Source organism: Vibrio bathopelagicus, assembly GCF_014879975.1.
Taxonomy (GTDB): Bacteria; Pseudomonadota; Gammaproteobacteria; order Enterobacterales; family Vibrionaceae; genus Vibrio; species Vibrio bathopelagicus.
Genome location: NZ_CP062501.1, coordinates 173,897 through 197,377, shown reverse-complemented (window position 1 = coordinate 197,377; position 23,481 = coordinate 173,897). Strand labels below are relative to the sequence as shown.

Below are 23,481 nucleotides of genomic sequence, written 5' to 3'. Positions count from 1 at the left end.
ATGCCAAATAGCCTAGTTCTAAATAGCTTTGTTCTTACGAGCTAAGCTATTAAAAACTAAGCCATAACGGTTAGCCCCATCAACAAAGGATCAGGATTCTTGAGTTTAGAAGTAGATATCATTTCACAGATAACAGAGCGTTTTCCCGCTCTTCGTGATGCAGAGAAGAAAGTTGCTAAGCTAATCATGGACGACATTGATTTTGCTGCCAATGCCAGCATCACAGAGCTTGCTGAAAGTGCTCAAGTGAGTGAAGCCACCATTACGCGTTTTGCTAAGGCTATCGGCTGCAGCAACGTACGTGATATGAAGATTAAGTTGGCTCAGACACTGACAGTCGGCCAGCGTTTTATTCTCGAACCTGTTGACCAAACTGGCTATCAAGGTATCTACGAATCGATCAAGCAGAGCCTAGACATCAACCGCACTCTATTCAAAGAACAAGACGTTGAAACTGCGGTGAGCTGGCTGCATAACGCCAGACAGATCATTGCTATCGGTATGGGTGGTGGTTCGACTATCGCTTCTCAAGAGCTGCAACATCGACTGTTCCGACTGGGCTACCCGGTGGTCTCTTATAACGATGGCTTAATGTCACGCATGGTTGCCGCTACAGCAGATGCCAATGATGTGATGGTGATGATCTCAGCAACCGGTTTTACGCCAGTAATCACTGAAACTGCCGAATTAGCCAAGCAGTACGGACTTAAGATCATCGCAATTACCCCACAAGACACACCGCTGGCAAAGATTGCCGATATCTTGTTACCCATCAAGCATATGGAAACTGACTTCATCTACAAGCCGTCGGCGTCTCGCTACGCCATGTTGGCGTTGGTGGATGTGCTTTCTATGGGAATCGCAGTCAACCATAAGAACCGTTCGCGCGACAAACTGCGCCGCTTGAAGGTCGCGCTAGACTCTTACCGAGGCGGAGGCGACCGACAACCTCTTGGTGACTAAACGTTCCTGAGACTAAGCGTTATACGACTAGGAAAGTAACGAATCAGTATCAATAGAAAAGCCCCACAGCAACCACTCAAGCGAGTCGATGCTGTGGGGCTTTTTTAGTTGTGGTTTTTCTGGAAATCACTCGCCTGAGTCAATTGAAGCTAAGATAAACTCGACTCTTTCCTCAACAGATAACTTGGGCACTTCCACCAGCTGATAGCCGAATTGATTATAGGCTGTCACCATATTTTCATAAGTGGCGATCGCTTCGTCGAAATCTTGTTTACGTTCTTGATCATTGATGAAAATCGAATCCCATGGCGGGAAGATAAATACCTTACTGTTGTATTCAAGTTCATTACAGCTATTCAACAAGAATTGAGGAATAGGCAGCGTTTCTAACAAGCTGTAACCATATGAATCCACGATACTTCTATCAAAGAAAACCAGCTGCTCACTCAATTCGAAAACTTGGTAATTAGCTAACTCTTCTCGCACCATCTCATCACGAAAGGCCACTTTATCTAACCATGGCAAAGCATTCCCTTGTTGCTCGACTTGTTGTTGAATCACTTTACGCCCAACCTCGGGTGCGCAGCGATATCCCTGACTTTTCAAAGCGTCGATGACTGAGGTTTTGCCAGATCCCGGTCCACCAGTAAATACGATTAGATTATTCAAATGAACCTCTTCAAGGGGAAATTTAACGAAGCTCAAGTTAACGAATAAGGGATAGGATGTGTTTAAACTCTGAGGCTCGGCAATCTTTCACCAGTTCGTATAAGCTCATTTCCAACCCTGTGATTTGGATACCAGCATCCGTTAGTCTACGGATTGCCAGATCCTTGTTGAGTGCCGTTCGCGAGCTAATACAGTCGCCAACTACCTGAACCTTGTACCCAAGGTCTAACAACCCCATTGCGGTTTGATAGACACAAATATGAGCCTCAATGCCACACACCAACCACGTATCCACACCCTTGGCTTGCACAGCCTCAACAAATTTAGGTTCATCACACGCGTTGAACGTAAATTTCGGTATCGGCTTAATATCGTTCAATAAGTCATTAAGTTCGTCGACTGTATCACCTAGCTTTTCTGGATTCTGCTCCAAACGAACGATTGGTAGCCCCAAAACCTGCGCTCCTTGAATTAACTTCCCACAATTAGCAATCAGCGCATCGCTGTCATCAACGAGGCGTGCAAGCTTGCCTTGTACGTCCACAATCACCAACCCTGTGTTTTGTCTCATTAGCATGTGTATTCCTTGTTTTTGGCAGCCTAACTCACTACGCAATCTAATGAGTATGTTTTCTACTATGTAACGATTTAGCTTACAAAGCCATACAGTAATAGGTATAAGACTACGGAATAATACTCACCAACGGTCGAAAGATCGCAAAACAAAAATTATTGATACTGGCATGACATTTAAGAGTGAGTAAGAAAGATGAACAAGATAACGAAATCAGCATTAGCACTGGGCTTAATCAGCGCAGTTTCTCTTCCAGCTTTAGCAGCAGGTACTGACGGCGGCGCTTACATTGGTGGCGGACTTAGTGTCTACCAAGATTCTGATACCGATGGTCAAGGTAGTTTAGATTCAGATGGCATGGGCTACAACCTATATGGCGGCTACCAATTCAACCGTATCGTAGGTGTGGAACTTGGCTACAACGATTACGCAGACTACAAAAAGGGTGCTGCGAAACTGTCTCCGACGTCTATTTCTTTGTCAGCAAACCTAGGTTATACGTTCGACAACACGATCCGTCCATTCGTGCTAGCAGGTTTAAGCTCTGTTGACCTAAACGCAAACAAGAGCGCTGGTTACGATGATGATAGCGGTACTGGTTTCCACTTTGGTGTCGGTGTTGAATACACGCCAATCGAACATCTAACACTACGCCTAATCTCACAAGCAGACGCTGTTAGTGTTGAAAACTACTACATTGGAAACAACAGTGCATTGAAAACTGAAGACAAAACGCTTGCCTTCAACAGCATTAGCTTCGGTGGTTCATACAACTTCTAATGTGATTGAGTCGCATAGAATAAGCTGAACATACTAATTCACTTTGCTGTTCCACCTTGTCATGAAGGTCACTCAGTAAAGTGAATTTTTTGTTTCTACACGCCCTATCGCGTCATTTCACTTTAGTTGGTTTATCGCTCGCCATCACTTATTGAGCTTTATGCGTTGATATTAGAGCTTTCTTGGTAGCGAGACTAAAATAAAGGGATAAGAGACGCAGGAAAACAAAATCTATGAACCTTCCAAGCTTAAACATGTCGATAAACAAGCTGCCTTTTGTGTTGGCTGTGTATTATCTGCTTATCATCAACATCCCTCTCTCCCTCGAACTGTTTAGTATTGTTCAGGCATCAAAGTCTGAAAGTATCGCGTTTCTTATATCCATCCCTATCTTCTTCCTTGCTGCCTTCAATTTCATCTTCCAAGTCTTTAATTGGCCGATATTCTCTAAGCCGTTTTTCATCTTATTGCTAGTTACTTCAACACTCGTCAGCTACAGCATGTTTAACTACGGCATATTCGTCGATTACGGCATGATAGAGAACGTCTTCGAAACCAATAGCGGTGAAGCTGCAAGCTATATCAGTGGTCACTCGATCTTATGGTTACTTGCGATGGGCGGCATTCCATCAATCATCTTGTTGGTTACCAAACTTGAAAAAGAGTCTTGGAAAGATTTCTTTGTCTGGAAATCGATTGGACTACTCTCTTCCTTGATCGTTATTGCGATTATTGCCGGACTTTTCTATAAGGATTACGTATCGATTGGTCGTAATAACTCGCACATCAAAAAGATGATTATTCCGACCGAGTACGTGGCATCAACGGTCAAATACATCAATAATACCTACATCAAAGAGCCTATCCCCTATCAAGAATTAGGGTTAGATGCGAAGCAAACAACACAAGCCCAAGCGGCAACCAAGCCGACCTTACTGGTGTTTGTGCTTGGCGAAACCGCTCGCGTGTACAACTACCAATATCATGGCTATGAGCGTGAAACCAATGCTTATACCAAGCCTTACAACCCGATATTTTTCTCTGATGTTCAGTCGTGCGGAACAGCCACCGCCGTTTCTGTACCATGCATGTTCTCTAACATGAACCGCAGCAACTACGACCGCGACAAAGCCTACAACCAAGACAACGTGGTCGATATTATGAATCGTGCGGGAATTCACTCTATCTGGCGAGAGCACGATGGTGGAGACAAGGCGGTCGCACACCGAATCAAAGAGATGACTCTCGTCGCCAAAGACAGTGACCCCCTATGTAACAACGATGTGTGCTACGACACAGCAATGCTAGAGAACTTCGAACAAGATACTCAAGATCTCACGCAAAATAGCATCATTTTCTATCATATTTCGGGATCTCACGGGCCAACTTACTTTGAACGTTACCCTGAAGAGCACAAGAAATTCACACCTGATTGCGCTCGCGCCGACATTGAAAACTGCACCAAAGCAGAAGTGGTTAACACCTACGACAACACCATCTTGTACACGGACTTCTTTCTTTCACAAGCGATGCAAAAGCTTGAGAAACTGACCGACAAATACAACGTCGCGTTGATGTACGTGTCCGATCATGGCGAATCACTAGGAGAAAATGGCGTCTATTTACATGGCATGCCTTATTCGCTGGCACCGAAAGAGCAAACCCACGTTCCTATGATCATGTGGATGTCGGATGGCTTCGCGGCCGAGAAAGGAATCAGTGATACGTGTTTGCGTAAAGCAGGAAAGGAGCAGAGCTTTTCTCACGATAACCTGTTCGACTCCTTGCTTGGCTTGATGGACGTGCAAACCAAAGAATACCGAGCGAGCCAAGACATCTTCGCACCGTGTCGTTAGTTCTCTTCAAATGCTGATTTTAAAGGGGCTCATTGTATGAGCCCCTTTTACGTTCCATCTAAAACTGTCGGTTTTGTTCAATACCTGCCTAAAGCACTCGCCTACACTTGCTGCCATTGAAACAACAGGAATTAACACGATGTTAGACATCAAAAAAATCACAACACTTAGCGACTTAAGCGAACTTAAAACGGCTTACTTTTCTGATTCAACAACCCCACTTGATGGCATGTGGCACTTCGGCTTTGTACCAGTGTCAGACCATTACGGCTTTTACGAAGACGACACGCTTATGGGCTATTGCGTGTTGAATGGTGAAGGCTACTTGCTTCAGTTTTTCCTAGCACCAACAGCCAGCGCGAATATTGCCGACTTGTTCACCTTAATCATCGAAAACAACAGCTCTGTGATTGGTGATGTTAAAGGCGCATTCGTGAGCACGGCAGAGCCGCAATACTTGTCACTATGCATGGATAACACCGGTTCATTTAAAGTGAACTCATTGATGTATCGCCAAGACCAAGAAGCTAACTCTAGTCGTAATTCGGGTCGTATTGAAGACATCGAGATGACTCTCGCGACGGAAGAGCAACTCGATAAGCTAGTGGAATTTGCTTCATCAGCGATTGGCGCACCAAAAGAGTGGCTCACTGGTTACTACGGTAATTTGATTGCCCGCCAGGAGCTATGGGGCTACTGGGAAAGCGACAGTATTCTTGCTACAGGAGAGTGCCGTAAATTCGATGAACACCAAACGCAGTTTGCAGACTTGGGTATGATTGTCGCGCAAGCAGAACGTGGAAAAGGCTTAGCAACACGCGTGCTGAACTTTCTAACACAACACGCCAACAGCCAAGGTTTGGAAGCGATGTGTTCTACAGAAAGCAGCAACATTGGTGCGCAGAAAGCGATCGCTCGTGCTGGTTTGTCATCGAAAAACCGAATCCTACAGTTCGATTTTAGCTAGGATTCGACTTTAACGACTTACTCTTCGCCCGAGCGAAGCCAACATAAATAACTCCCATAACTATGACTCTATACATACAACGGTTATGGGCTTTATTGTTGTTGGTTAGTCATTACGTGTTCAGCAAAGAGAAAACTATCTTCCCCAACGATAGACACATATAGTTATTACAACGCTAACCTCAAATAGAATGCCGAATGATCAATTGGTTACAGTCTCCGAAATCCTCAGTTGTTGCTCAATACATTGATTGCTATTGGTTGATCGAGAAGACGCCTGATGCTCAAACTCATCAGTATCCCAAGCTTAACCCTGATCCTTCAGCACATTTGATTCTATCTCCAAACGAGCAGTCTTATCACTACACAATAGAGCAACAAGTCGATCAAGGGATTGGCAGCCATTTGCTGTTGCCGCACCATAAAGCGATTGAACTGGACCACTCGAAGCCGTTTATTCATTTGGGTATCAAGTTTCATGTTGGCGCCTTGTACTCGTTAAATATTCCGGACTGCCCGCACTCCAGCCTAGACTGTGTTAACCCTATCGATCTCGCCAATTTGTTAGGTAATCCAAAGGCTGATGCCATGTCGCTGATCAAGCTCGCTCAAACTAACTTTGAAGCCTGTTGTCAGCAATTGGATAGTTTGCTGCTGCCTTGGCTATCGACAGGTAAAACAGACAGACACAGCGAACTCACCCACAAGGTGTTAGAAGTGCTTAGCACAACACCGATTGCAGAGCTCGGCGACAAACTGTTTTGCTCGCAACGAACTTTAGAGAGAAGCTTCAACAAGGTGACAGGACTGACATTGAAACAGTGCCAATCGATGAACAACCTCGAGGCGATGCTCGAATACTTGTATAAACGAAATTGTGAAGACATTGATTGGATAGACGTCGCCTACCAGTTTGGATTTAGCGACCAGCCACACCTAATTCGCTACCTTAAGAAAACCATCGGATTAACGCCGAATACCTATGCCAAAGAAGGTGGCTTAACGATTGATGTGTATGGTGGAGTAAGATCGGAGTAACCCACTCTTTATCTATAACGAGCGCTCTGTCTTTTGTGTCCCATTAGCAGCAAGTTTTATTGAGTTTAGATTTGCGACTAAATATACTGGAAACACCATCAGACGGAGGACAAAAATGAATAATAAAAACAAACATATAGTTTTGATTCATGGTCTATATATGCCTGCGTTGATCATGCAATATCTGGATAGAAATTTCAAAAAACGTGGCTTTACAACGCACAAGTTTGCCTACAACTCGCTGCGTTTTCCTTCTGCAGCCAAACGTCTCAATCGCTTCGTGAATGCTCGTTTTAATGAGTATGATGAGGTCTATTTCTTCGGCCACTCTCTTGGTGGCTTGCTCATTCGTCACTACTTTAAGTTCTACCAACCCGACTTTGCAGACACCTGCATCATTACCGCTGGCACGCCACACAATGGCGCGACTATCGCTAAAACACTGTCGAATCATGGCCTTGGCTTTATATTTGGTTCGAGCAAAATGATCTTAAGCGATGGCTTGGGTGACTACGATATTGATGTGCCAATTGGCGTAATTACGGGTACCTACGACGCTGGTGTTGGACGTATCGTATTGGGCCGAAACCCAGGTGATGGCACAGTCACTCTCGAAGACGCCAACCTGAGAGGTGCGACAGATACTTGCGCCCTCAAGCTTAATCACACCGCGCTTGTGTACTCTAAGGAAGTGGTCGCACTCTCAACTCAGTTCATCGAACACAGGGCTTTTAAGAGCGCTTCATAGCTTTTTTCCGTTAGCTCCTGTATCTAGCTCTGGTTTTGTTTCTGTCTTCTTACTTCTGATAGACCAATACAAAAATACCACTCTGCTATGAGAGTGGTATTCAGAAATTCATGACTGAAGTCAGTCGCTTGCTACACTTTCTATACTTGCTACAGGAGATTAACTCGCGTTGGCAAGAACACCTCACCCAACATGCATCGCACCGAACCACCACCGATGTCTTCGATCGTTTTCACGTTAAATGGTAGTAGCTTTCCGTGTGTCGAAAGCTGAGCTAACTGAGCGGGAGAGAATGCATCGTAAGCCGATTGAGACATCGCGATTACCTTATCGCCATTCACTGTTTCCAGTTGCAGAATGTTGCCGCAGAATCGGTTCATCTGATCGATCGAGATAGAGATAACCTGCTTGTCTTTAGCAAGGGATTTCACCACAAAGCGGCGCTCAAATTCTGGAATCACTTCATCACAAATCACGCAGAAGTTATCGCCAATCGCCATCATCACATTGGTGTGGTAAATCGGCTGACCCGACGGTAATGCCGTTTGGAAAGAAACCACGCGTGAATAACCAATACGCTTCGCATAGTCTTCTAACACTTCACGATCACAACGCTGAGAAAGCGCAGCATAGATCGTCTTATTGATATGGTCTATCACCATCACACCAGTGCTCTCTAGATAAGAACCTTGAGCAACGTACGACTCCATAGACTCACTATGGTTTACAATACGACCAGACGCCTCTAGCGCTTCAATAAGAGCATGTGGCTTAACTTCATGTTGACGGTTTTCACAGGCCATAGGGAAAGTGAATAAACTGCCATCACCACAAGTACTGAACCAGTTGTTTGGGAATACGGCATCGGGCGTTTCTACGCCTAATTCTGGATAATCAAACTCTACAACTTGCACACCTTCTTTACGCAACGAAGCGACCATAGTCTTAAACTCGGCCATCGTTTCTAGCTTAACCTCAGCTTCGGTCAGATTGACTCTGTTTTGAAACTCGTTATCACGTGCAGTTTCTTCGTTAAATTTAAATTCTTTTGGCGGCACCATAACAACGCAATTGGCGTTTTGAACATTAGTAATATGAAGTGATTTTTTGTGTAGGTTTAACATCTCAACCGTCCCTATCTTTTATTTACCTCAGAATTGTAAACAAGTTGTTACGACAATATTCACTGAAAATAATAATGATTTGAATATTTATCCCAAACAATTACTGCAAAACTCAGTTTATTCGGTAATTTTTACTGCAAGATAACAGCACATCAGAAAGAACCAACAGTTTGCATATCAGTTTAAGAACTTGCTGAATAAATATCCGAATTTCATTATCTAGCTTGCCACGAGTTTAGGTTACAATTTAATCCATTTAACGTTAGGATTATCATCGTTGCATAGCCATCAATTACGTTTGAAATAAGCTTAACTTTTCCTGTCTACTTCAATCTAAAATAAGCGTCATGAAAGACACTCTTTGGGCCTTTCCTGCGTCGCTTAAACAAAGCGTTTAGTCTTAAAACCAAGTGATTAAAGCTAAGTGCTTAAACCAAAGTTAAAAATAAAGCTAAAAACCAAAATTCATCGAATGACTTAATGCTTATAAGAACGCATTGGCACTTATATAATTTCAAACTAAGACTGAAAAATTCAAATCAAGACTATAAAAACAAAGCTGCACATCAAGATGCTCTAGCTCAAAGATGCAGTAGCTTATAAAGGGAAAACTATGTACAAGAAATTTGAAGGCTTTACTGAAGCCTTTCCAAAAGGAGAGCCGATACAACCTCCTACTGGAATACTGGCATTCTGCCGCCATTACACACGAGGTTTTGAAAAGCCGTTGATCTTGCTCGGCTTGATGAGCATGACCATCGCGATCATCGAAGTCGCGCTGTTCGGTTACATGGGACAACTGGTTGACTGGCTATCAACAAGCAACCCAGACACCTTCTTAGCAGACAACCAATCTACTCTGATGGGGCTCGGTATCCTGTTACTGGTCGTGATGCCAATCTTGATCAGTGTTTATTCGCTATTGCTTCACCAAACTTTGCTAGGCAACTATCCAATGTCGATTCGTTGGTTGGCGCACCGCTATCTTTTGAAGCAGAGCTTGTCGTTCTATCAAGATGATTTTGCCGGACGCGTTGCGACTAAAGTGATGCAAACATCGCTCGCAGTGCGTGAAACCGTGACCAAAATGGTTGATGTGTTTGTTTACGTGACGGTTTACTTTACAGCGATGCTGTTCATGCTTGCCGAGTCGGATTGGCGCTTAATGGCTCCAATGTTGATTTGGTTATTCATTTACGTCGGTATTCAACTGCACTTCGTGCCAAAGCTGAAAGATGTCTCTTCAGAGCAAGCGGATGCACGCTCACTGATGACAGGACGTATTGTTGATAGCTACACCAACATCGCAACGGTCAAATTGTTCTCGCACAGTAAAAGAGAAACCGAATACGCCGAAGAAGGCATGGAAGGCTTCCTTGACACAGTCCATCGCCAAATGCGTTTGGTAACAGGCTTCAACATCTGTGTTGAATTCGCGAACTACCTGTTGGTGTTCAGTATTGCCGGTATCTCTATCTACCTATGGCTAGATAACGCAATCACGGTCGGTGCGATAGCCATTGCAGTCAGCTTGGCTCTGCGCATTAACGGCATGTCGAAATGGATCATGTGGGAAATCGGCGGCCTGTTTGAAAACCTAGGCACCGTGATTGATGGCATTAAAACCCTGTCTAAGCCAATCGCTATCGAAGACAAGAAAGGCGCTGAACCACTAAAAGTGCCACAAGGTGGCATCAACTTCGACAACGTGAGCTTCAACTACGGTGAGAATAAGGGCGTGATTAACAACCTGAACCTCAATATCAAGCCAGGCGAAAAAGTGGGCTTGGTTGGCCGTTCAGGGGCAGGTAAATCGACATTAGTTAACTTGCTATTGCGCTTCCACGATGTAGAAAATGGTCGAATTTTAATTGATGGCCAAGAGATCTCAGCGGTGACACAAGACTCACTGCGCAGCAATATCGGCATGGTGACTCAAGATACCTCACTGCTGCACCGTTCGATCAAAGAAAACATTCTTTACGGTCGTCCTGATGCATCAGATGAAGAAGTGTATGCCGCAACCAAACAGGCACACGCTCATGAGTTTATCGAAACGCTAACCGACCCGTTTGGCAACATTGGTTACGATGCTCAAGTAGGTGAGCGAGGCGTTAAGCTTTCTGGTGGTCAACGTCAACGTGTGGCTATCTCGCGGGTACTTCTGAAGAATGCACCGCTGTTGGTGCTGGATGAAGCAACATCAGCACTCGATTCAGAGGTTGAAGCTGCGATTCAAGAGAGTTTAATTGAGTTGATGGAAGGCAAGACAGTAATCGCGATTGCACACCGTCTATCGACCATTGCAGCAATGGACCGTTTGATCGTACTTGACCAAGGTAATATCGTTGAAGAAGGCACGCACCAAGAGCTCATTAGCCAAAACGGTATCTACGCTCAATTGTGGAATCATCAAACCGGCGGCTTCATCGCTGACGACCTTGAACACAAAACGAGTGCTTAATTTATGTGCTATTTTAAATAGTGCGGCGTGTTTCACACCAAATTGTTAACTGCTGGTAAATTACACGTGGCAGAATGTTATGTCGTAATTATATAATAGCGATAACAGATCAAGACGCTTCGCTTGCGCGTTCTGGAATAAGGCTAGACTTCGGGGGGAGGCTAGCCTTTTTTATGCCTGTCAATCTTCGCCCCTTTCTCATCTGTTTTCGTCTGTCCCATAAACTTCATCGATCCTTTTGTTTTTTTCTTGGCGTTTTTTTCTTAAAATGCGCGCAGTATTCTTTCTAGAGATCAACCATGAACAAAAGTGTCTTAACTAACGTTATTGCGTTAGCACTGCTTGCTGGCGGCTATGCGACAGCAAACCAATACTTGCTTTATGCAGGCCTATTCGCCTTTTCAGGTGCCATCACCAACTGGCTTGCGATTCACATGTTGTTCGAAAAAGTACCCGGCTTATACGGTTCTGGTGTCATTCCAGCTCGTTTTGAAGAGTTCAAGGCCGCTATTAAGCAACTAATGATGGAACAGTTCTTTACTGAAAGTAACATCGACCGCTTCCTTAGTAGTGAGATGACCGGAAAATCGCTCAATCTAGAGCCCGTGATTAAGAAGATTGACTTTAACCCTGCATTCGATTCACTGGTTCATGTTATCGAGAACTCTCAGTTTGGTGGCATGTTGGCAATGGTTGGCGGAACAGAAGCACTACAGCCGATGAAAGCGCCCTTTGTGGAGAAGATGCAAGAGTCTGTGATTGAAATCAGCAAGAGTGATTCGGTAAAAAATGCCATCAAGGATGAACTTGAATCGCCTGCCATGATGGATGAAATCAAAGAGAACATTGAAGCGATCATCGACCAGCGTTTGAATGAGTTAACACCAAAACTCGTGAAAGAGATGGTTCAGACCATGATCAAGAAGCACCTTGGTTGGCTAGTGGTTTGGGGCGGTGTATTCGGTGGTGTGATTGGCTTAATCTCTGCGGCAATTACGCTGTAAACTGGACAAGTTTATCGGATTGCTCTTTATCTAACGTTCAACAAAAATGGAAGCTTATTAGCTTCCATTTTTTATGTCCAACATAAGAGGCAGCCCTACTTTAAGGTTGCCAGCAACTCAGGATTCACGCCAAAGCCCTTCTTGTGCTCTTCAATCACCACTTCGCTGCGAGTCTGGATCACGCCCGGTAATGTACCCAGCTTGGTTGCCATAAACGCTTGGTATGCCTTCATGTCTTTCACTCGAACCTTGATCATGGTGTCAAAGTCACCCGAGAGGGAGTAACACTCCTCCACTTCCGGCATCAACTCAACAGCCTGTGCAAACTTATCAAAAATAGAGAAGCTCGTTTGGTCGAGTCGAATATGGATAAAGACTTGAACATCGAGCCCTAACTTCTCTGAACACAGCTCAGCATGATAGCCGGTGATGTAGCCATCTTTTTCCAATCGTTTGAGCCGATCGGAACATGGAGAAGTGGTTAAGTTGACTTGTTTTGCCAACTCAACAACGGGCAAACGCCCTTTCATATGCAGAATTCTTAGTATCTCTTTATCGATACGATCGAGTTGATGCTGAGACATAACATTCCTTAAACATTCTAAATTCGGCTCAGTATATTCCATAGTGATCAAAATGGAGCAAAACCCCGCTCACACATTTAAAAAACTAAATGCGCAGTCAACATTCATATGGAATATAAATCAACACAAACTGATAACATGCCTTATAAATCATCTTCTAGTTATTAACAAATTATTATAAAATTGACCCAAATAACAAATAAGTTGAGCCAGAAACGAAAGAAAGGATATAGACCAAAGTGAATAATAGAATTATCAAAGAGAAAGGATGACTCTATTATGAAAACGCAGGAACTCGCATACAAGCCGTATAGCATTGGCTCATGGACACACGTAACCGTATCAAAAGACGTCGCTCAAGCACTGGCAAATGAGTACTCCAACTACGGATGGGACGTGAAAATTGATGGTAACTCCATTGAAGCAGAGCTAGCGTTACAAGCCGCATAAAAATGAAAAAACCTCCAAGGCGGAGGTTTTTTTTGATCTAAATAAGTAAGTACTTACTATTGGCTAAGCTAAGCCCACTTGTGGGACGATACTCCCAGCTTCGCAACGGCAATTACACGTTCGGCAAAAATGTTGTGTTTCCATATCGTAGTACTGGTTGCCACTAAAAAGCTTAGATGTCCATTGCAACATGCGGCCAGAAGTCGTCCCAGGCTCTGATTCACAACGTTTCATTATAGACTTATGTAGTGTTGTTTTTTTACATCCTTTGCAATAGAGATCAGGCATACCTTTGTCCTATAGGTCTTTAGTGGTTACTGACAATTGACACATCATGTCCAATTCGGTTCCACAATTCACCGAGCTAATCACAAAAGTGAGCGCCAAGTTCAAAAAACAACCATTTTTCTCTTCCATTTTTTGACATCAAACGTCATCGATCTCACTCAGTTTTACTTTATTGCCCTCCATCACTCGGTTTCGATTTACATTGTAAAACCCCTTAACGACAGTACTTCGCCCGAAACTGTCATCAAATTCACACATAAAAAAGCGGCACTTCACCTAAGAAAGCACCGCTTTAATCGTTATTTTAGGTTCAATTTAGCTCAAACTTAAAAGCCAAATTTGCCGTTGTCGTTTTTCCACTCTGAACGTGCAGGAATGGTTTCGATGGTGTCCCAGTGCTCAACAATTTTTCCGTCATCAATACGGAATAGATCATAAAAAGCAACGTGGTTATTCATGAACTGGCCTTCACTGATCGATAACACAAAGTTACCTTGGCCTAAAATCTTATGGTTGGCGGTATAAACCATTGGCATGCCTGCTTCTGCTAGCGCACCCAATGCCTCACCCAACCCGCTCAAACCGTCGGCTACGCCTGGGTTGTGCTGTAAGTAAGCACTGTCTTCGTTGTCGATATATTGATTAATTTTAGACATATCGCCGCTAATCAAAATGTCTTTGACGAAACCACTGATTAGCTGTTTGTTTTGACCCGTTTTCTCAAGGTCTACGACTTTAGTCGTGCCATCTAATTGAGTGCGTCCACTTGCGTTTGGTTTAGCAATGTCTTGTAGGTTATCCCAGTGTTCAACGATCAACCCATCTTCAAAACGAAACACATCGAAGCCGACTTTAGGGCCAAAAAAGTTATATTCGGTGTGCGTTACGACGAAGTCACCATCTTGAAATGAGCGCTTAACTTGTGCTTTCGCTGAGCCTTCTGGCAGCATTTGTAGCACTTCACCAAATCCCGCTAAGCCATCGCCGACCGCCAGATTATGTTGAATGTATTTTTCAGGGTTGATGTAGCTCACTGCTTTCGCATCTCCCGTCTCAATACTTGAAATCACCGCAACGCCTTTCTCTTTAATAGAAAGCTCTTGAGCAGTAGCAGCGGTTGCGTAAGTAGAAGCACTCAATACGCTTGCCGCTAGTAATGTAGATTTAGTTATTGTTTTCATTTTTAAGTCCTCTCGTTGGCTTGGAAACTATATTAGTCAACGAGGGCGACTCACGGCAGAGTGTATTTAGGCGGAAAAATGGTAGATATCGAACCTTAGATGATTGGTGTCGACTCACGATTCAGAGAGCGACGGCTTTGAATATTTCTTTTGAAACTCACTAGGGGTCATTTGGGTATGATTTTTAAAGTACTTAACGAAATTACTCGCGTCTTCAAATCCAAAATCTGATGCCATTTTTTGTGAGGTAATATTGCTAACAACCAGCTGACGCTTCATCTCTAACACGGTAAATGAATCGATGATCTGCTTTGCCGTTAATCCAGTCGCGACCTTACACACTTGATTCAGCGTCTTGTAGGTGGTGTTAATTTGATTCGCATACCAGTTAGCATCACGAACGCGCAGGTAGTTGTCTTGAAGCAACTCGAAGTAGCGAGCAAACTTGATATTCTGCTGCAAGCTCAAGGCATCTTGCTTCACTTCCGGTCGCAGACGATGAAGAATCAACGCCAATGCCGAGAACAGATACATCACGATCAAGGGATCAGATTCGGGTTGATTCAGTTCCATCGTAATTTGCTGTAACAGGCTCTGCGTTCTATCTTGATGAGATTCGTCCAATGACAACAGCGCAGAGTGCGCCTTGTTCAAGTGGGTTGGCGTATAGTTAGGCAAGCGCATATTAGCGTGAACACTGTCGAGGAAAGCCTGAGTAAACAAAACCGCAGTACCTTGAGGCTGGTTACTAAAATCAAAGGCGTGTACTTGCTCCCTTTGAATGAACACGACGCTTCCTTGGCTAAACGGGTAGTCTTCAAAGTCGACCATATGCGTGCCTGAGCCTTGCTCAATAAACAGAATTAAGAAGAAACGGACACGATGTGGCAATTGAGGATCGTGGTCGATGTTGCTATCAGAATAAAGCCTAGACAGCGGAATCAGTTCTAACTCAGCCTGTGCCGTTTTTTCGTGATTAAATCCAACATTGGGGATCGCTTGTGACACTTCGATATTCCTTTAGCTTCCTACATCGCCATTTATCACTGTAATGTATCTCAACGAAAACTAAAATGTTCTCAGTACCAGAAACACGACTCAAGCATGGTCAGGAGTTAGAGGGGCAGGTATCAACCTCAACCAGATTACTTGCTATACACCTTAACTAGGCGCGATTAGAATACGCCACTCCTTGATGTTTCTATTCATCTAAGACGACCAAAGAGGCCGAAGATGCTCACTGTTACTCAAATTGCCAAGGCTTATAACATCTCTCGCACCACCATTCTTTACTACGAACGTGCAGGACTGCTTCTCCCTCACTGTCGTTCCGACAATGGCTACCGCTGGTATGGTGAAAAGGAACAGGCTCGTTTGGAGAGCATCATTTCCTACCGCTCTTTCGGTTTATCTATCCAAGAAATCACAGCGCTGCTTGATCGCAAAGACGACGTAAAACAAGAGCAAACCTTAGTAAACCAGTTCAATGCACTAGAGAAAGAAATTCAGAACCTTCGCCAGCAACAAAAAGCGATTGTGATGCTGTTGGAACAGCCAGAATTGTTAGAGCAAAAATTACTGACGAAAGAACGTTGGGTTCGTGTGATGGAGAATGCAGGGTTCAGCGAAGAGGACATGAAAAACTGGCACAAGCAGTTTGAGAAGATGGAGCCGACGGCCCACCAAGAGTTCTTGGAGTCATTGAATATCGACCAGAAAGAGGTCGAAAGCATTAGGGAATGGTCAAAAAAATAGAGCCACCGAAGTGACTCTATTACTTTTTGCAATTATTTTCACTGATGTTCTTTACTACATCATCAGAGTTTTACAATGTAAATTCGCCTAGTTTTTCACCTAGACGAATAACAATAAAACTAATCTAGTTCTACCAGATTCTTCTCGAATTCAGCGTGTTGCTTCTTCACTTCGTCTTCTGGCTCGCCCGTAATTAGGCTCACGATAACGATAGAAAGAGTCGATAGGATGATTCCTGGTACGATTTCGTACACATCGAACCAACCGCCTGTGAACTGCTTCCAAAGTACAATCGTAACACCACCAACCACGATACCCGCTAGAGCGCCGTTACGGTTCATACGAGACCAGTAAAGGCTCAACACGATAGCTGGACCAAACGCAGCACCAAAACCAGCCCATGCGTAAGATACAAGGCCAAGTACTGAGCTGTCTGGTGTCATCGCTAAGAATAGCGCGATAAGAGAGATTAGGATTACCGCAAAGCGACCCACACGAACAATCTCTTCTGACGTTGCGTCTTTCTTCAGAACTTGCTTGTACAGATCTTCTGCCATTGCAGATGAAGAAACAAGAAGTTGTGAATCCGCAGTACTCATGATTGCCGCTAGGATTGCAGCAAGTAGGATACCTGCGATTACTGGGTGGAACATCGCGTTAACAAGAAGCATGAAGATCTTCTCGCCATCGTCTAGCTTAGGTGCGCCAGAGTTAGTCACGTAAATTAGACCAACAAGACCCACTAGCATTGCACCAATCATAGAAAGAGCAGTCCAGATAACCGCAATGCGGCGTGCTGTCACAAGATCTTTGTTTGAACGAGTTGCTTTAAAACGAGCCAAGATGTGTGGTTGACCGAAGTAACCTAAACCCCATGCCGCTAGAGAGATGATCGCAATAGCAGAAAGCGGCTCACCCTTCGCATCATTCCATAGCGTTAATAGCTCTGGGTTGATGTTGTGTAAGTCAGTAGAAAGCTGACCTAGGCCACCGTCCATTGCAGCAATTGGTACAATCAATAGTGCTGCAGACATCAGTAGACCTTGAACCAAATCCGTCCAAGATACCGCTAAGAAGCCACCAAACAAGGTGTAAGAAACCACACATACAGTACCGATGATTACCGCTGTTGTGTAATCTAGGCCGAATACTGTTTCAAACAATTTACCACCTGCTACCAAGCCTGAACTTGTGTAGAAAAGGAAGAATAAAAGGATAAAGAAAGCAGAAATTGTTTGTATCAGCTTTGAATTGTCATTAAAGCGGCGAGATAAGAACTCAGGCAGAGTCAGTGATTCAGTCGTAATACTGTAAGTACGTAGACGTTTAGCACTGATTAACCAGTTTGCCCAAGTACCCACAAGTAGACCACCAGCAAGCCAGAATGCTTCAAAGCCAGCAGCGTAAGCGTAACCAGGCAGACCTAGTAGCAACCAGCCACTCATGTCTGATGCACCAGCAGAAAGTGCAGCAGGCCATGGGCCTAACGAACGACCACCTAGAAAGTAGTCAGTTGAGTTAGATGTACGTTTGTAAGCAATAACACCGATCGCTAGCATCATAATTAGATACGCAATGAACGTCGTCGTTATTGCAAAACTGTTTTCTATCATTTGATAGTCCTCATTTTGTAGAAAGCCTTCCATGCCTAATTCGATGCAATGCACTCACCGTAAAGGTAAGCGAATACATTGAATTAGGGATTATGGCCCCAAATACCAATGGATAACTCCCAAAATGGAAAAAACCAAAAGTCTTTAGAGCCAGATTTACTGAAGGTTAGTGAGCTTCGCTTCCAAGTTCGAGCAAGGTCGCATTACCGCCCACGGCTGTTATATTTATAGTTCGCGTACGCTCGGTAATGAAGCGCAGCGATAGGTGTGGATCATTAGCAACATTCATTGCGGTCAGATCCGTTTCAGCTACTAAACCGACGATTGCACCGTCACGCTTAGCAAGTTGTAAATTGATAGCTTGAGCCGTTTGTGAATTACCAACGTAACCTGCGCTTCGTACATCGCAAGACAGCAGCTGTTGAGCAGCGTCATACGAGGCAACTTGCACCAAGTTCGTTGGCAGATTCGCTTGTTTCGCGGCATCTGCAATTAATGTGTTGAACTGCACGTCATCACTGCACAATTGAACACTGTTACCAGCCAGTAGTGCAGCGGTAATCATTGCCATTGCGGTTTGCAGTGCGGGCACTTTCTCTTCACAATCATCAACAATCACTAAAGCCACACCACGACCAGCGGCATACAGCTCATTGGTTTCGCCCGTAGGGCCAGCCATTAGATGTTGTTCAGAAAGCAGTGCAGACGCTTGCTCTAGGTGATAAGTCGCCACCGCCGCCAAAGGCTTAGATTGACTCTCGATCTCTGATTTAAATGAAAGTACCTGAGCACTCTTATGATCAAAGTCGGTAAGATTCCATTGTTCCCACGCTAACAAAGCATCAGAAAAACCTGTCACTTGATGAACCATGATACTGCTCCTTATGCCTTGTCTTGTGATTGAGAAAAATGAACATCAGTAAAGCGATATAGGTAGTGAGGACCACCCGCTTTAGGGCCTGTACCCGACAAACCTTGACCGCCAAATGGTTGAACACCAACAACAGCGCCCACTTGGTCACGGTTGATGTAGCAGTTACCCACGCGCACGTGCTTTTCGATCCAACGGTAAGTTGTCTCGTTGCGGCTGTGAATACCCATGGTTAAGCCAAAGCCCGTTTGGTTAATTTGGTCTACCACTTGCGCCAACTCACTCGCTTTGAAGCGAACAATGTGCAGCACAGGGCCAAACTGCTCTTCTTTCAAACAGCTAATGTCATCTATTTCAAACGCACTTGGTGGAACAAAGTCACCATGTTCACAATCAGAACCTAAAGAAAGTTGCGCCACCTTCTTCTGGGTATTAGTCATGTTTTCTAAGTGAGCCAACAACTTCTGTTTCGCATTTTGGTCGATAACCGGACCAACATCCGTTTTATGAAGATGTGGGATACCTACACTCAGTTCATCCATTGCACCGTGAATCAATCCAACTACGCGATCTGCAATGTCTTCTTGGATGTAAAGCACACGCAGTGCAGAACAACGCTGGCCTGCAGAAGCAAACGCAGAACGAATCACATCACGAACCACCTGTTCAGGTAGTGCTGTACTGTCGACGATCATTGCGTTCTGACCACCAGTTTCCGCGATAAACGGAACAGGCTTAGCGTTACGGCTTGCCAGTGACACGTTGATACGTTGCGCTGTTGGTGTTGAGCCAGTAAAGGCAACGCCAGCAATCGCATCATGGCTGGTTAGTGCACTGCCGATCTCAGCACCACGACCTGGTAATAACTGAATAGTGCCAGCAGGGAAGCCCGCTTCATTCATCAGTTCAACCGCGCGAGCTGCAATCAAGCTTGTTTGCTCGGCAGGCTTCGCCACAACCGTGTTACCTGCAACCAATGCCGCTGTAATTTGGCCAAGGAAGATGGCTAAAGGGAAGTTCCAAGGGCTGATACAAACGAACACACCACGACCTTGTCGAGAAGCGATTCGTGTTTGGCCATCAAAACCTTTTAGTTCGAAACCTTGTAGGTTGTCAGCTTGTTTTGCGTAGTAACGACAGAAGTCGACCGCTTCACGTACTTCATCAACACTATCGTGAATTGTCTTACCCGCTTCTTGATGACAAATCGCCACCAGCTCAGCCAGGTTGTCTTCCATCAGGTCAGCCAGCTTATCAAGTGCAGCCGCTTTGGTTTCCACTGAAGTCGCGTTCCAATCAGCATATGCCGCGTCTGCGCCAGTGATCGCTGCGGAAACATGATCAAGGTTAGCGAAAGCCACCTGACCCACATTAATACGACGATCGTAAGGTGCGGTTACTTGCTCAACGTTCTGATCAGCCTTGATCATGCTTTCGGCAAGAGATTCACCGTTGATCACAGGGCCAGCAGTCCATTGATTGTTAAGGAATGTTTTTACCTGTGCTTCAAACTGATGCGCTTCACTCTCGATATCAATGTTCACACCGTAAGAGTTTTTACGCTCAGGGAATACAGCCGGTGGTAATGGAATCTTGGTGTTATGTAATGTATCGAATGCCAGAAGCATATCGACTGGGTGTTGAGTCAGTTCTGCCACAGGGCAACGTGCATCCACTAGACGGTGTACAAACGAACTGTTTGCGCCATTTTCTAGCAAGCGACGTACTAGGTATGGCAGAAGGTCTTTATGGCTGCCAACCGGTGCGTAGATACGTACTGACTGTTGGTACGCTTCCATCGCATGGTTGTAAAGAGAATCACCCATGCCGTGTAAGCGTTGGAATTCAAAGTCTTTGTGCTCAGTCATCACTGCAATAGCAGAAACCGTATGGGCATTGTGACTCGCAAACTGCGGGAAGATATTGCCACGAACACTTGGGCTCAACAGGTAACGCGCACATGCAAGGTAAGCTACGTCTGTCGCTTCTTTGCGTGTGTAAACTGGGTAATCAGTAAAGCCAGCTTGTTGCGACCATTTAATTTCGCTATCCCAGTAAGCGCCTTTCACCAAACGAAGCGGGATCAAATCACCCTGCTCTTTCGCTAAGCGGTTTAGCCATACTAGAACTGGTAGTGCACGCTTTGAGTAAGCTTGAATAACCAGACCAAATTTACCCCAACCTTTTACAAGATCGGTACGGTACAGTTTTTCGAATAATTTAAGAGAAAGCTCTAGGCGATCCGCTTCTTCAGCATCAATCGTAATTGCAACATCAAGCTCTACTGCTCGGCGCAATAGCTGCTCTAGCGTGTCGCACAGTTCCGTCAATACGCGTTCTTCATTCGCTACTTCGTAACGTGGGTGAAGCGCAGAAAGCTTAATAGAAACAGACGGTGCAGGGCTCGATGTTGAAGAAACATACGTGTCTCGACCTACGGCTTCAATCGCCATTAGGTAATCTTTGAAGTATTTGTTTGCGTCTGCAGTGGTCAGTGCCGCTTCACCTAGCATGTCATATGAGTAGGTAAAACCTTTGTCACGCATAGACTTACCGTTCTTTTGCGCTTCAGCAATGCTGCGGCCAAGAACAAATTGGTGACCCATCACCTTCATTGCTTGATGCATCGCTTTACGAATCACTGGCTCAGAAAGCTTGTTCACTAAGCGGTTAACTGCTTGACCTGCACTCTGCTCGTTAGATGAAAGTCCAACCACCTTGCCTGTTAGCATTAGGCCCCAAGTTGATGCGTTAACAAAAACCGAGTCAGAATTCTTCAGGTGAGATTTCCAATCCGCAACGCTAAGTTTGTCGCGAATCAGTGCATCAGCCGTTGCCGAATCAGGAATACGCATCAAGGCTTCCGCCAGACACATTAGCAAGATGCCTTCTTGAGTATCTAAACTGTATTCAAGCAACAAAGCGTCGATCATTTGAATAGATGTTTTATCCGCACGGATAGACTCAATCAACGACGTCGTTTTGTCTGTAATTTGCTGCTTTTCAGACTCAGAAGGGGTAGCTAGCGGCAGAAGTTGCTCTAGCCATTGGGTTTCATCCACCATATATAATGGTGAGATAAGCGTCCAAAGATCATCAAGCGACTGCTCGTTGAATTCTGGCTTTAACACATCAGTAGCTGTAAACATGCGTTTTCCTTAATCTCACACCCGAAAAGAGTTCGGGATCTCTACAATGGCTGCAGTGTATTTAGAGTATATAAGGATTACTTGTCAAAAACTCCGAGTTTTTTGCTAAAAACTCGCTTTATTAACAAAACAAACACAAGGTCACATATGAAACTTTAATATAATATGCCGTTTTGTTTTTTTATTTAACAGAAATTTGCTTTTTGTATTGAGATGGTGACATGCCTTGAAGGCGAGAAAAGGTGTGAGTAAAGGACGATTGACCGGAGAAACCAGCCAGTTCAGCGACCTGACCAAGGCTAAGATTCCCTTGTTCAATAAGGCGTCGAGAGCGGTCGATACGCTTTCCTAAAACATACTGGTGAGGGGTAATGCCCATTTGATCTTTGAAAAGCATGTGGAACTGGCTTTCACCCAAGAACACACTGCCCGCCAATTGTGCAACTGATATCTTGTTTGCTAAATGGAGCTCGATATAACGATCCAACGCTTCTAGATCAAAACGAGAGTCTTTAATCGAGGTTTCAAATGCCGAGATATGTCTCTGCAGCAGCGCAACCACCGTATCATTACACGCGCGACTCAATAACAGATCATCAGGGCTCGCCTGCATCTCTTGCACCAACATATGAATAAGCTTTTGAATTTGCGCATCTAATTGGAAGTAGATGTTGGATGATGCCAGTTGGTTTATCTTCTCTAACATCAAAGGGTCATCGTCACTTGGCATTGGCAGATTAAGCACCAAGATATCCGACTGACCGACTACACCACCGAAAGCATGATCAGAGCTAGCAGTAACCACACAACCCTGTCCGGGCCCAACCAGATTGCCTTTACCACTTACTTCAAATTCCGCCTGACCTTTTAAACCTATCACCACCTGAGAATAGTGGTGTTCATGACAATCCATATGCGATGGCAGCGTAATGATCTCTGCGGGGCGAGGGCCAGTAAGGCCTAGCGGGGACAGGTCTAGATTTGGAAAAAGTAAAGGTTTTGGCATAACAGCAAAATACTCAGGTCGACATACTAAGAATAATACTCTGAAATCTGCATAAGATGAATTTGTAAATGATCATGTGAGCTATTTCCCACCCCAGAGACATGATCATCGTTGCGATCCTCTTGATCATGCCTCCGGAAAGATGATCAAGAGTGTACAAACTACGGCCATTGTAAAACCAATCGTTCCGACGAATTTAGGGGCTTACAAGCACTCATACAAGCAAGCACACCAGCACGAAAAACCATGTCACCAATAAATACTTTATCGCCCCAACATAATGAATAAATTTTCTTATATAGCTCAAATAATTGGCGATAAACCTGCAAAAAGTGTATCCGAAGTACCGAAACTTGGCTTTTGAGTAGATTGGATAGCAATAAAACGGTATAAAGACG

General features: G+C 44.5%; 20 protein-coding genes. 10 read left to right on the top strand and 10 right to left on the bottom strand.

All coding sequences use genetic code 11. The features are described from left to right. Positions 1-99 precede the first annotated feature (99 nt). Entirely contained in the window at positions 100-963 is an 864-nt protein-coding gene (locus tag IHV80_RS17335) for a MurR/RpiR family transcriptional regulator (RefSeq protein WP_017062019.1), read from the top strand. A 126-nt stretch (positions 964-1,089) separates the two neighbouring features. Here the strand turns inward: IHV80_RS17335 and IHV80_RS17330 are convergent, their stop codons facing one another. Beyond that, the gene (locus tag IHV80_RS17330; RefSeq protein WP_192891606.1) at positions 1,090-1,632 is read right to left on the bottom strand and encodes an AAA family ATPase; all 543 of its coding nucleotides are present in this window, start codon (positions 1,630-1,632) and stop codon (positions 1,090-1,092) included. A gap of 37 nt (positions 1,633-1,669) precedes the next feature. Further along, positions 1,670-2,209, bottom strand: a complete 540-nt coding sequence (locus IHV80_RS17325; protein ID WP_192891605.1) for a hydrolase — start codon at positions 2,207-2,209, stop codon at positions 1,670-1,672. 192 nt (positions 2,210-2,401) lie between these two features. Here IHV80_RS17325 and IHV80_RS17320 point away from each other — a divergent pair, with 192 nt between their 5' ends. From IHV80_RS17320 to IHV80_RS17300, 5 genes are all read left to right on the top strand, one after another. Continuing rightward, positions 2,402-2,986, top strand: coding sequence for a porin family protein (locus tag IHV80_RS17320; protein WP_192891604.1), 585 nt, complete (start codon positions 2,402-2,404; stop codon positions 2,984-2,986). A 233-nt stretch (positions 2,987-3,219) separates the two neighbouring features. Further along, a complete protein-coding gene (locus IHV80_RS17315) occupies positions 3,220-4,842 on the top strand; it encodes a phosphoethanolamine transferase (RefSeq protein WP_192891603.1) in 1,623 nt (540 codons plus the stop codon). Positions 4,843-4,981: 139 nt separating this feature from the next. Then, positions 4,982-5,809, top strand: coding sequence for a GNAT family N-acetyltransferase (locus IHV80_RS17310; protein ID WP_192891602.1), 828 nt, complete (start codon positions 4,982-4,984; stop codon positions 5,807-5,809). A gap of 197 nt (positions 5,810-6,006) precedes the next feature. Next, positions 6,007-6,846 (top strand): helix-turn-helix domain-containing protein, encoded by an 840-nt coding sequence (locus IHV80_RS17305; protein WP_192891601.1) that lies wholly within the window; start codon positions 6,007-6,009, stop codon positions 6,844-6,846. A gap of 115 nt (positions 6,847-6,961) precedes the next feature. After that, positions 6,962-7,594, top strand: a complete 633-nt coding sequence (locus tag IHV80_RS17300) for an esterase/lipase family protein (RefSeq protein WP_192891600.1) — start codon at positions 6,962-6,964, stop codon at positions 7,592-7,594. A gap of 149 nt (positions 7,595-7,743) precedes the next feature. Here IHV80_RS17300 and IHV80_RS17295 read toward each other — a convergent pair whose 3' ends face one another. Then, complete coding sequence (locus tag IHV80_RS17295; protein ID WP_017106242.1) at positions 7,744-8,718, bottom strand: arginine deiminase-related protein; 975 nt, start codon at positions 8,716-8,718, stop codon at positions 7,744-7,746. Positions 8,719-9,331: 613 nt separating this feature from the next. On the opposite strand from IHV80_RS17295, the gene IHV80_RS17290 reads away from it, so the two are divergent. Beyond that, on the top strand, positions 9,332-11,182 hold the full coding sequence (locus IHV80_RS17290; protein ID WP_192891599.1) for an ABC transporter ATP-binding protein: 1,851 nt from the start codon (positions 9,332-9,334) through the stop codon (positions 11,180-11,182). A 299-nt stretch (positions 11,183-11,481) separates the two neighbouring features. Further along, a complete protein-coding gene (locus IHV80_RS17285) occupies positions 11,482-12,186 on the top strand; it encodes a DUF445 family protein (RefSeq protein WP_017100472.1) in 705 nt (234 codons plus the stop codon). Positions 12,187-12,281: 95 nt separating this feature from the next. On the opposite strand, the gene IHV80_RS17280 is transcribed toward IHV80_RS17285, so the two are convergent. Continuing rightward, complete coding sequence (locus tag IHV80_RS17280; protein WP_017106073.1) at positions 12,282-12,770, bottom strand: Lrp/AsnC family transcriptional regulator; 489 nt, start codon at positions 12,768-12,770, stop codon at positions 12,282-12,284. A gap of 279 nt (positions 12,771-13,049) precedes the next feature. On the opposite strand from IHV80_RS17280, the gene IHV80_RS17275 reads away from it, so the two are divergent. After that, the gene (locus IHV80_RS17275) at positions 13,050-13,220 is read left to right on the top strand and encodes a hypothetical protein (RefSeq protein WP_192891598.1); all 171 of its coding nucleotides are present in this window, start codon (positions 13,050-13,052) and stop codon (positions 13,218-13,220) included. Between the two features lie 614 nt (positions 13,221-13,834). Here IHV80_RS17275 and IHV80_RS17270 read toward each other — a convergent pair. Together IHV80_RS17270 and IHV80_RS17265 are read right to left on the bottom strand one after the other, a co-directional pair. Beyond that, positions 13,835-14,689 (bottom strand): nuclear transport factor 2 family protein, encoded by an 855-nt coding sequence (locus IHV80_RS17270; RefSeq protein ID WP_192891597.1) that lies wholly within the window; start codon positions 14,687-14,689, stop codon positions 13,835-13,837. Between the two features lie 114 nt (positions 14,690-14,803). Then, complete coding sequence (locus IHV80_RS17265) at positions 14,804-15,697, bottom strand: helix-turn-helix domain-containing protein (protein ID WP_192891596.1); 894 nt, start codon at positions 15,695-15,697, stop codon at positions 14,804-14,806. Between the two features lie 225 nt (positions 15,698-15,922). Between IHV80_RS17265 and IHV80_RS17260 the strand changes: the two genes are divergently transcribed. Beyond that, the gene (locus IHV80_RS17260) at positions 15,923-16,444 is read left to right on the top strand and encodes a MerR family transcriptional regulator (protein ID WP_192891595.1); all 522 of its coding nucleotides are present in this window, start codon (positions 15,923-15,925) and stop codon (positions 16,442-16,444) included. A gap of 119 nt (positions 16,445-16,563) precedes the next feature. Here the strand turns inward: IHV80_RS17260 and putP are convergent, their stop codons facing one another. The 4 genes from putP to IHV80_RS17240 all read right to left on the bottom strand — a co-directional run bounded on the left by putP (position 16,564) and on the right by IHV80_RS17240 (position 23,083). Beyond that, entirely contained in the window at positions 16,564-18,054 is a 1,491-nt protein-coding gene (gene putP / locus IHV80_RS17255; RefSeq protein WP_192892161.1) for a sodium/proline symporter PutP, read from the bottom strand. 169 nt (positions 18,055-18,223) lie between these two features. After that, positions 18,224-18,928 carry a 1-pyrroline-5-carboxylate dehydrogenase gene (locus IHV80_RS17250; protein WP_192891594.1) on the bottom strand — a complete coding sequence of 235 codons (705 nt, stop codon included), beginning with the start codon at positions 18,926-18,928 and terminating at the stop codon, positions 18,224-18,226. Positions 18,929-18,939: 11 nt separating this feature from the next. After that, on the bottom strand, positions 18,940-22,077 hold the full coding sequence (gene putA / locus IHV80_RS17245; protein WP_192891593.1) for a bifunctional proline dehydrogenase/L-glutamate gamma-semialdehyde dehydrogenase PutA: 3,138 nt from the start codon (positions 22,075-22,077) through the stop codon (positions 18,940-18,942). A gap of 181 nt (positions 22,078-22,258) precedes the next feature. Beyond that, a complete protein-coding gene (locus IHV80_RS17240) occupies positions 22,259-23,083 on the bottom strand; it encodes a helix-turn-helix domain-containing protein (protein ID WP_192891592.1) in 825 nt (274 codons plus the stop codon). Positions 23,084-23,481: the final 398 nt, after the last annotated feature.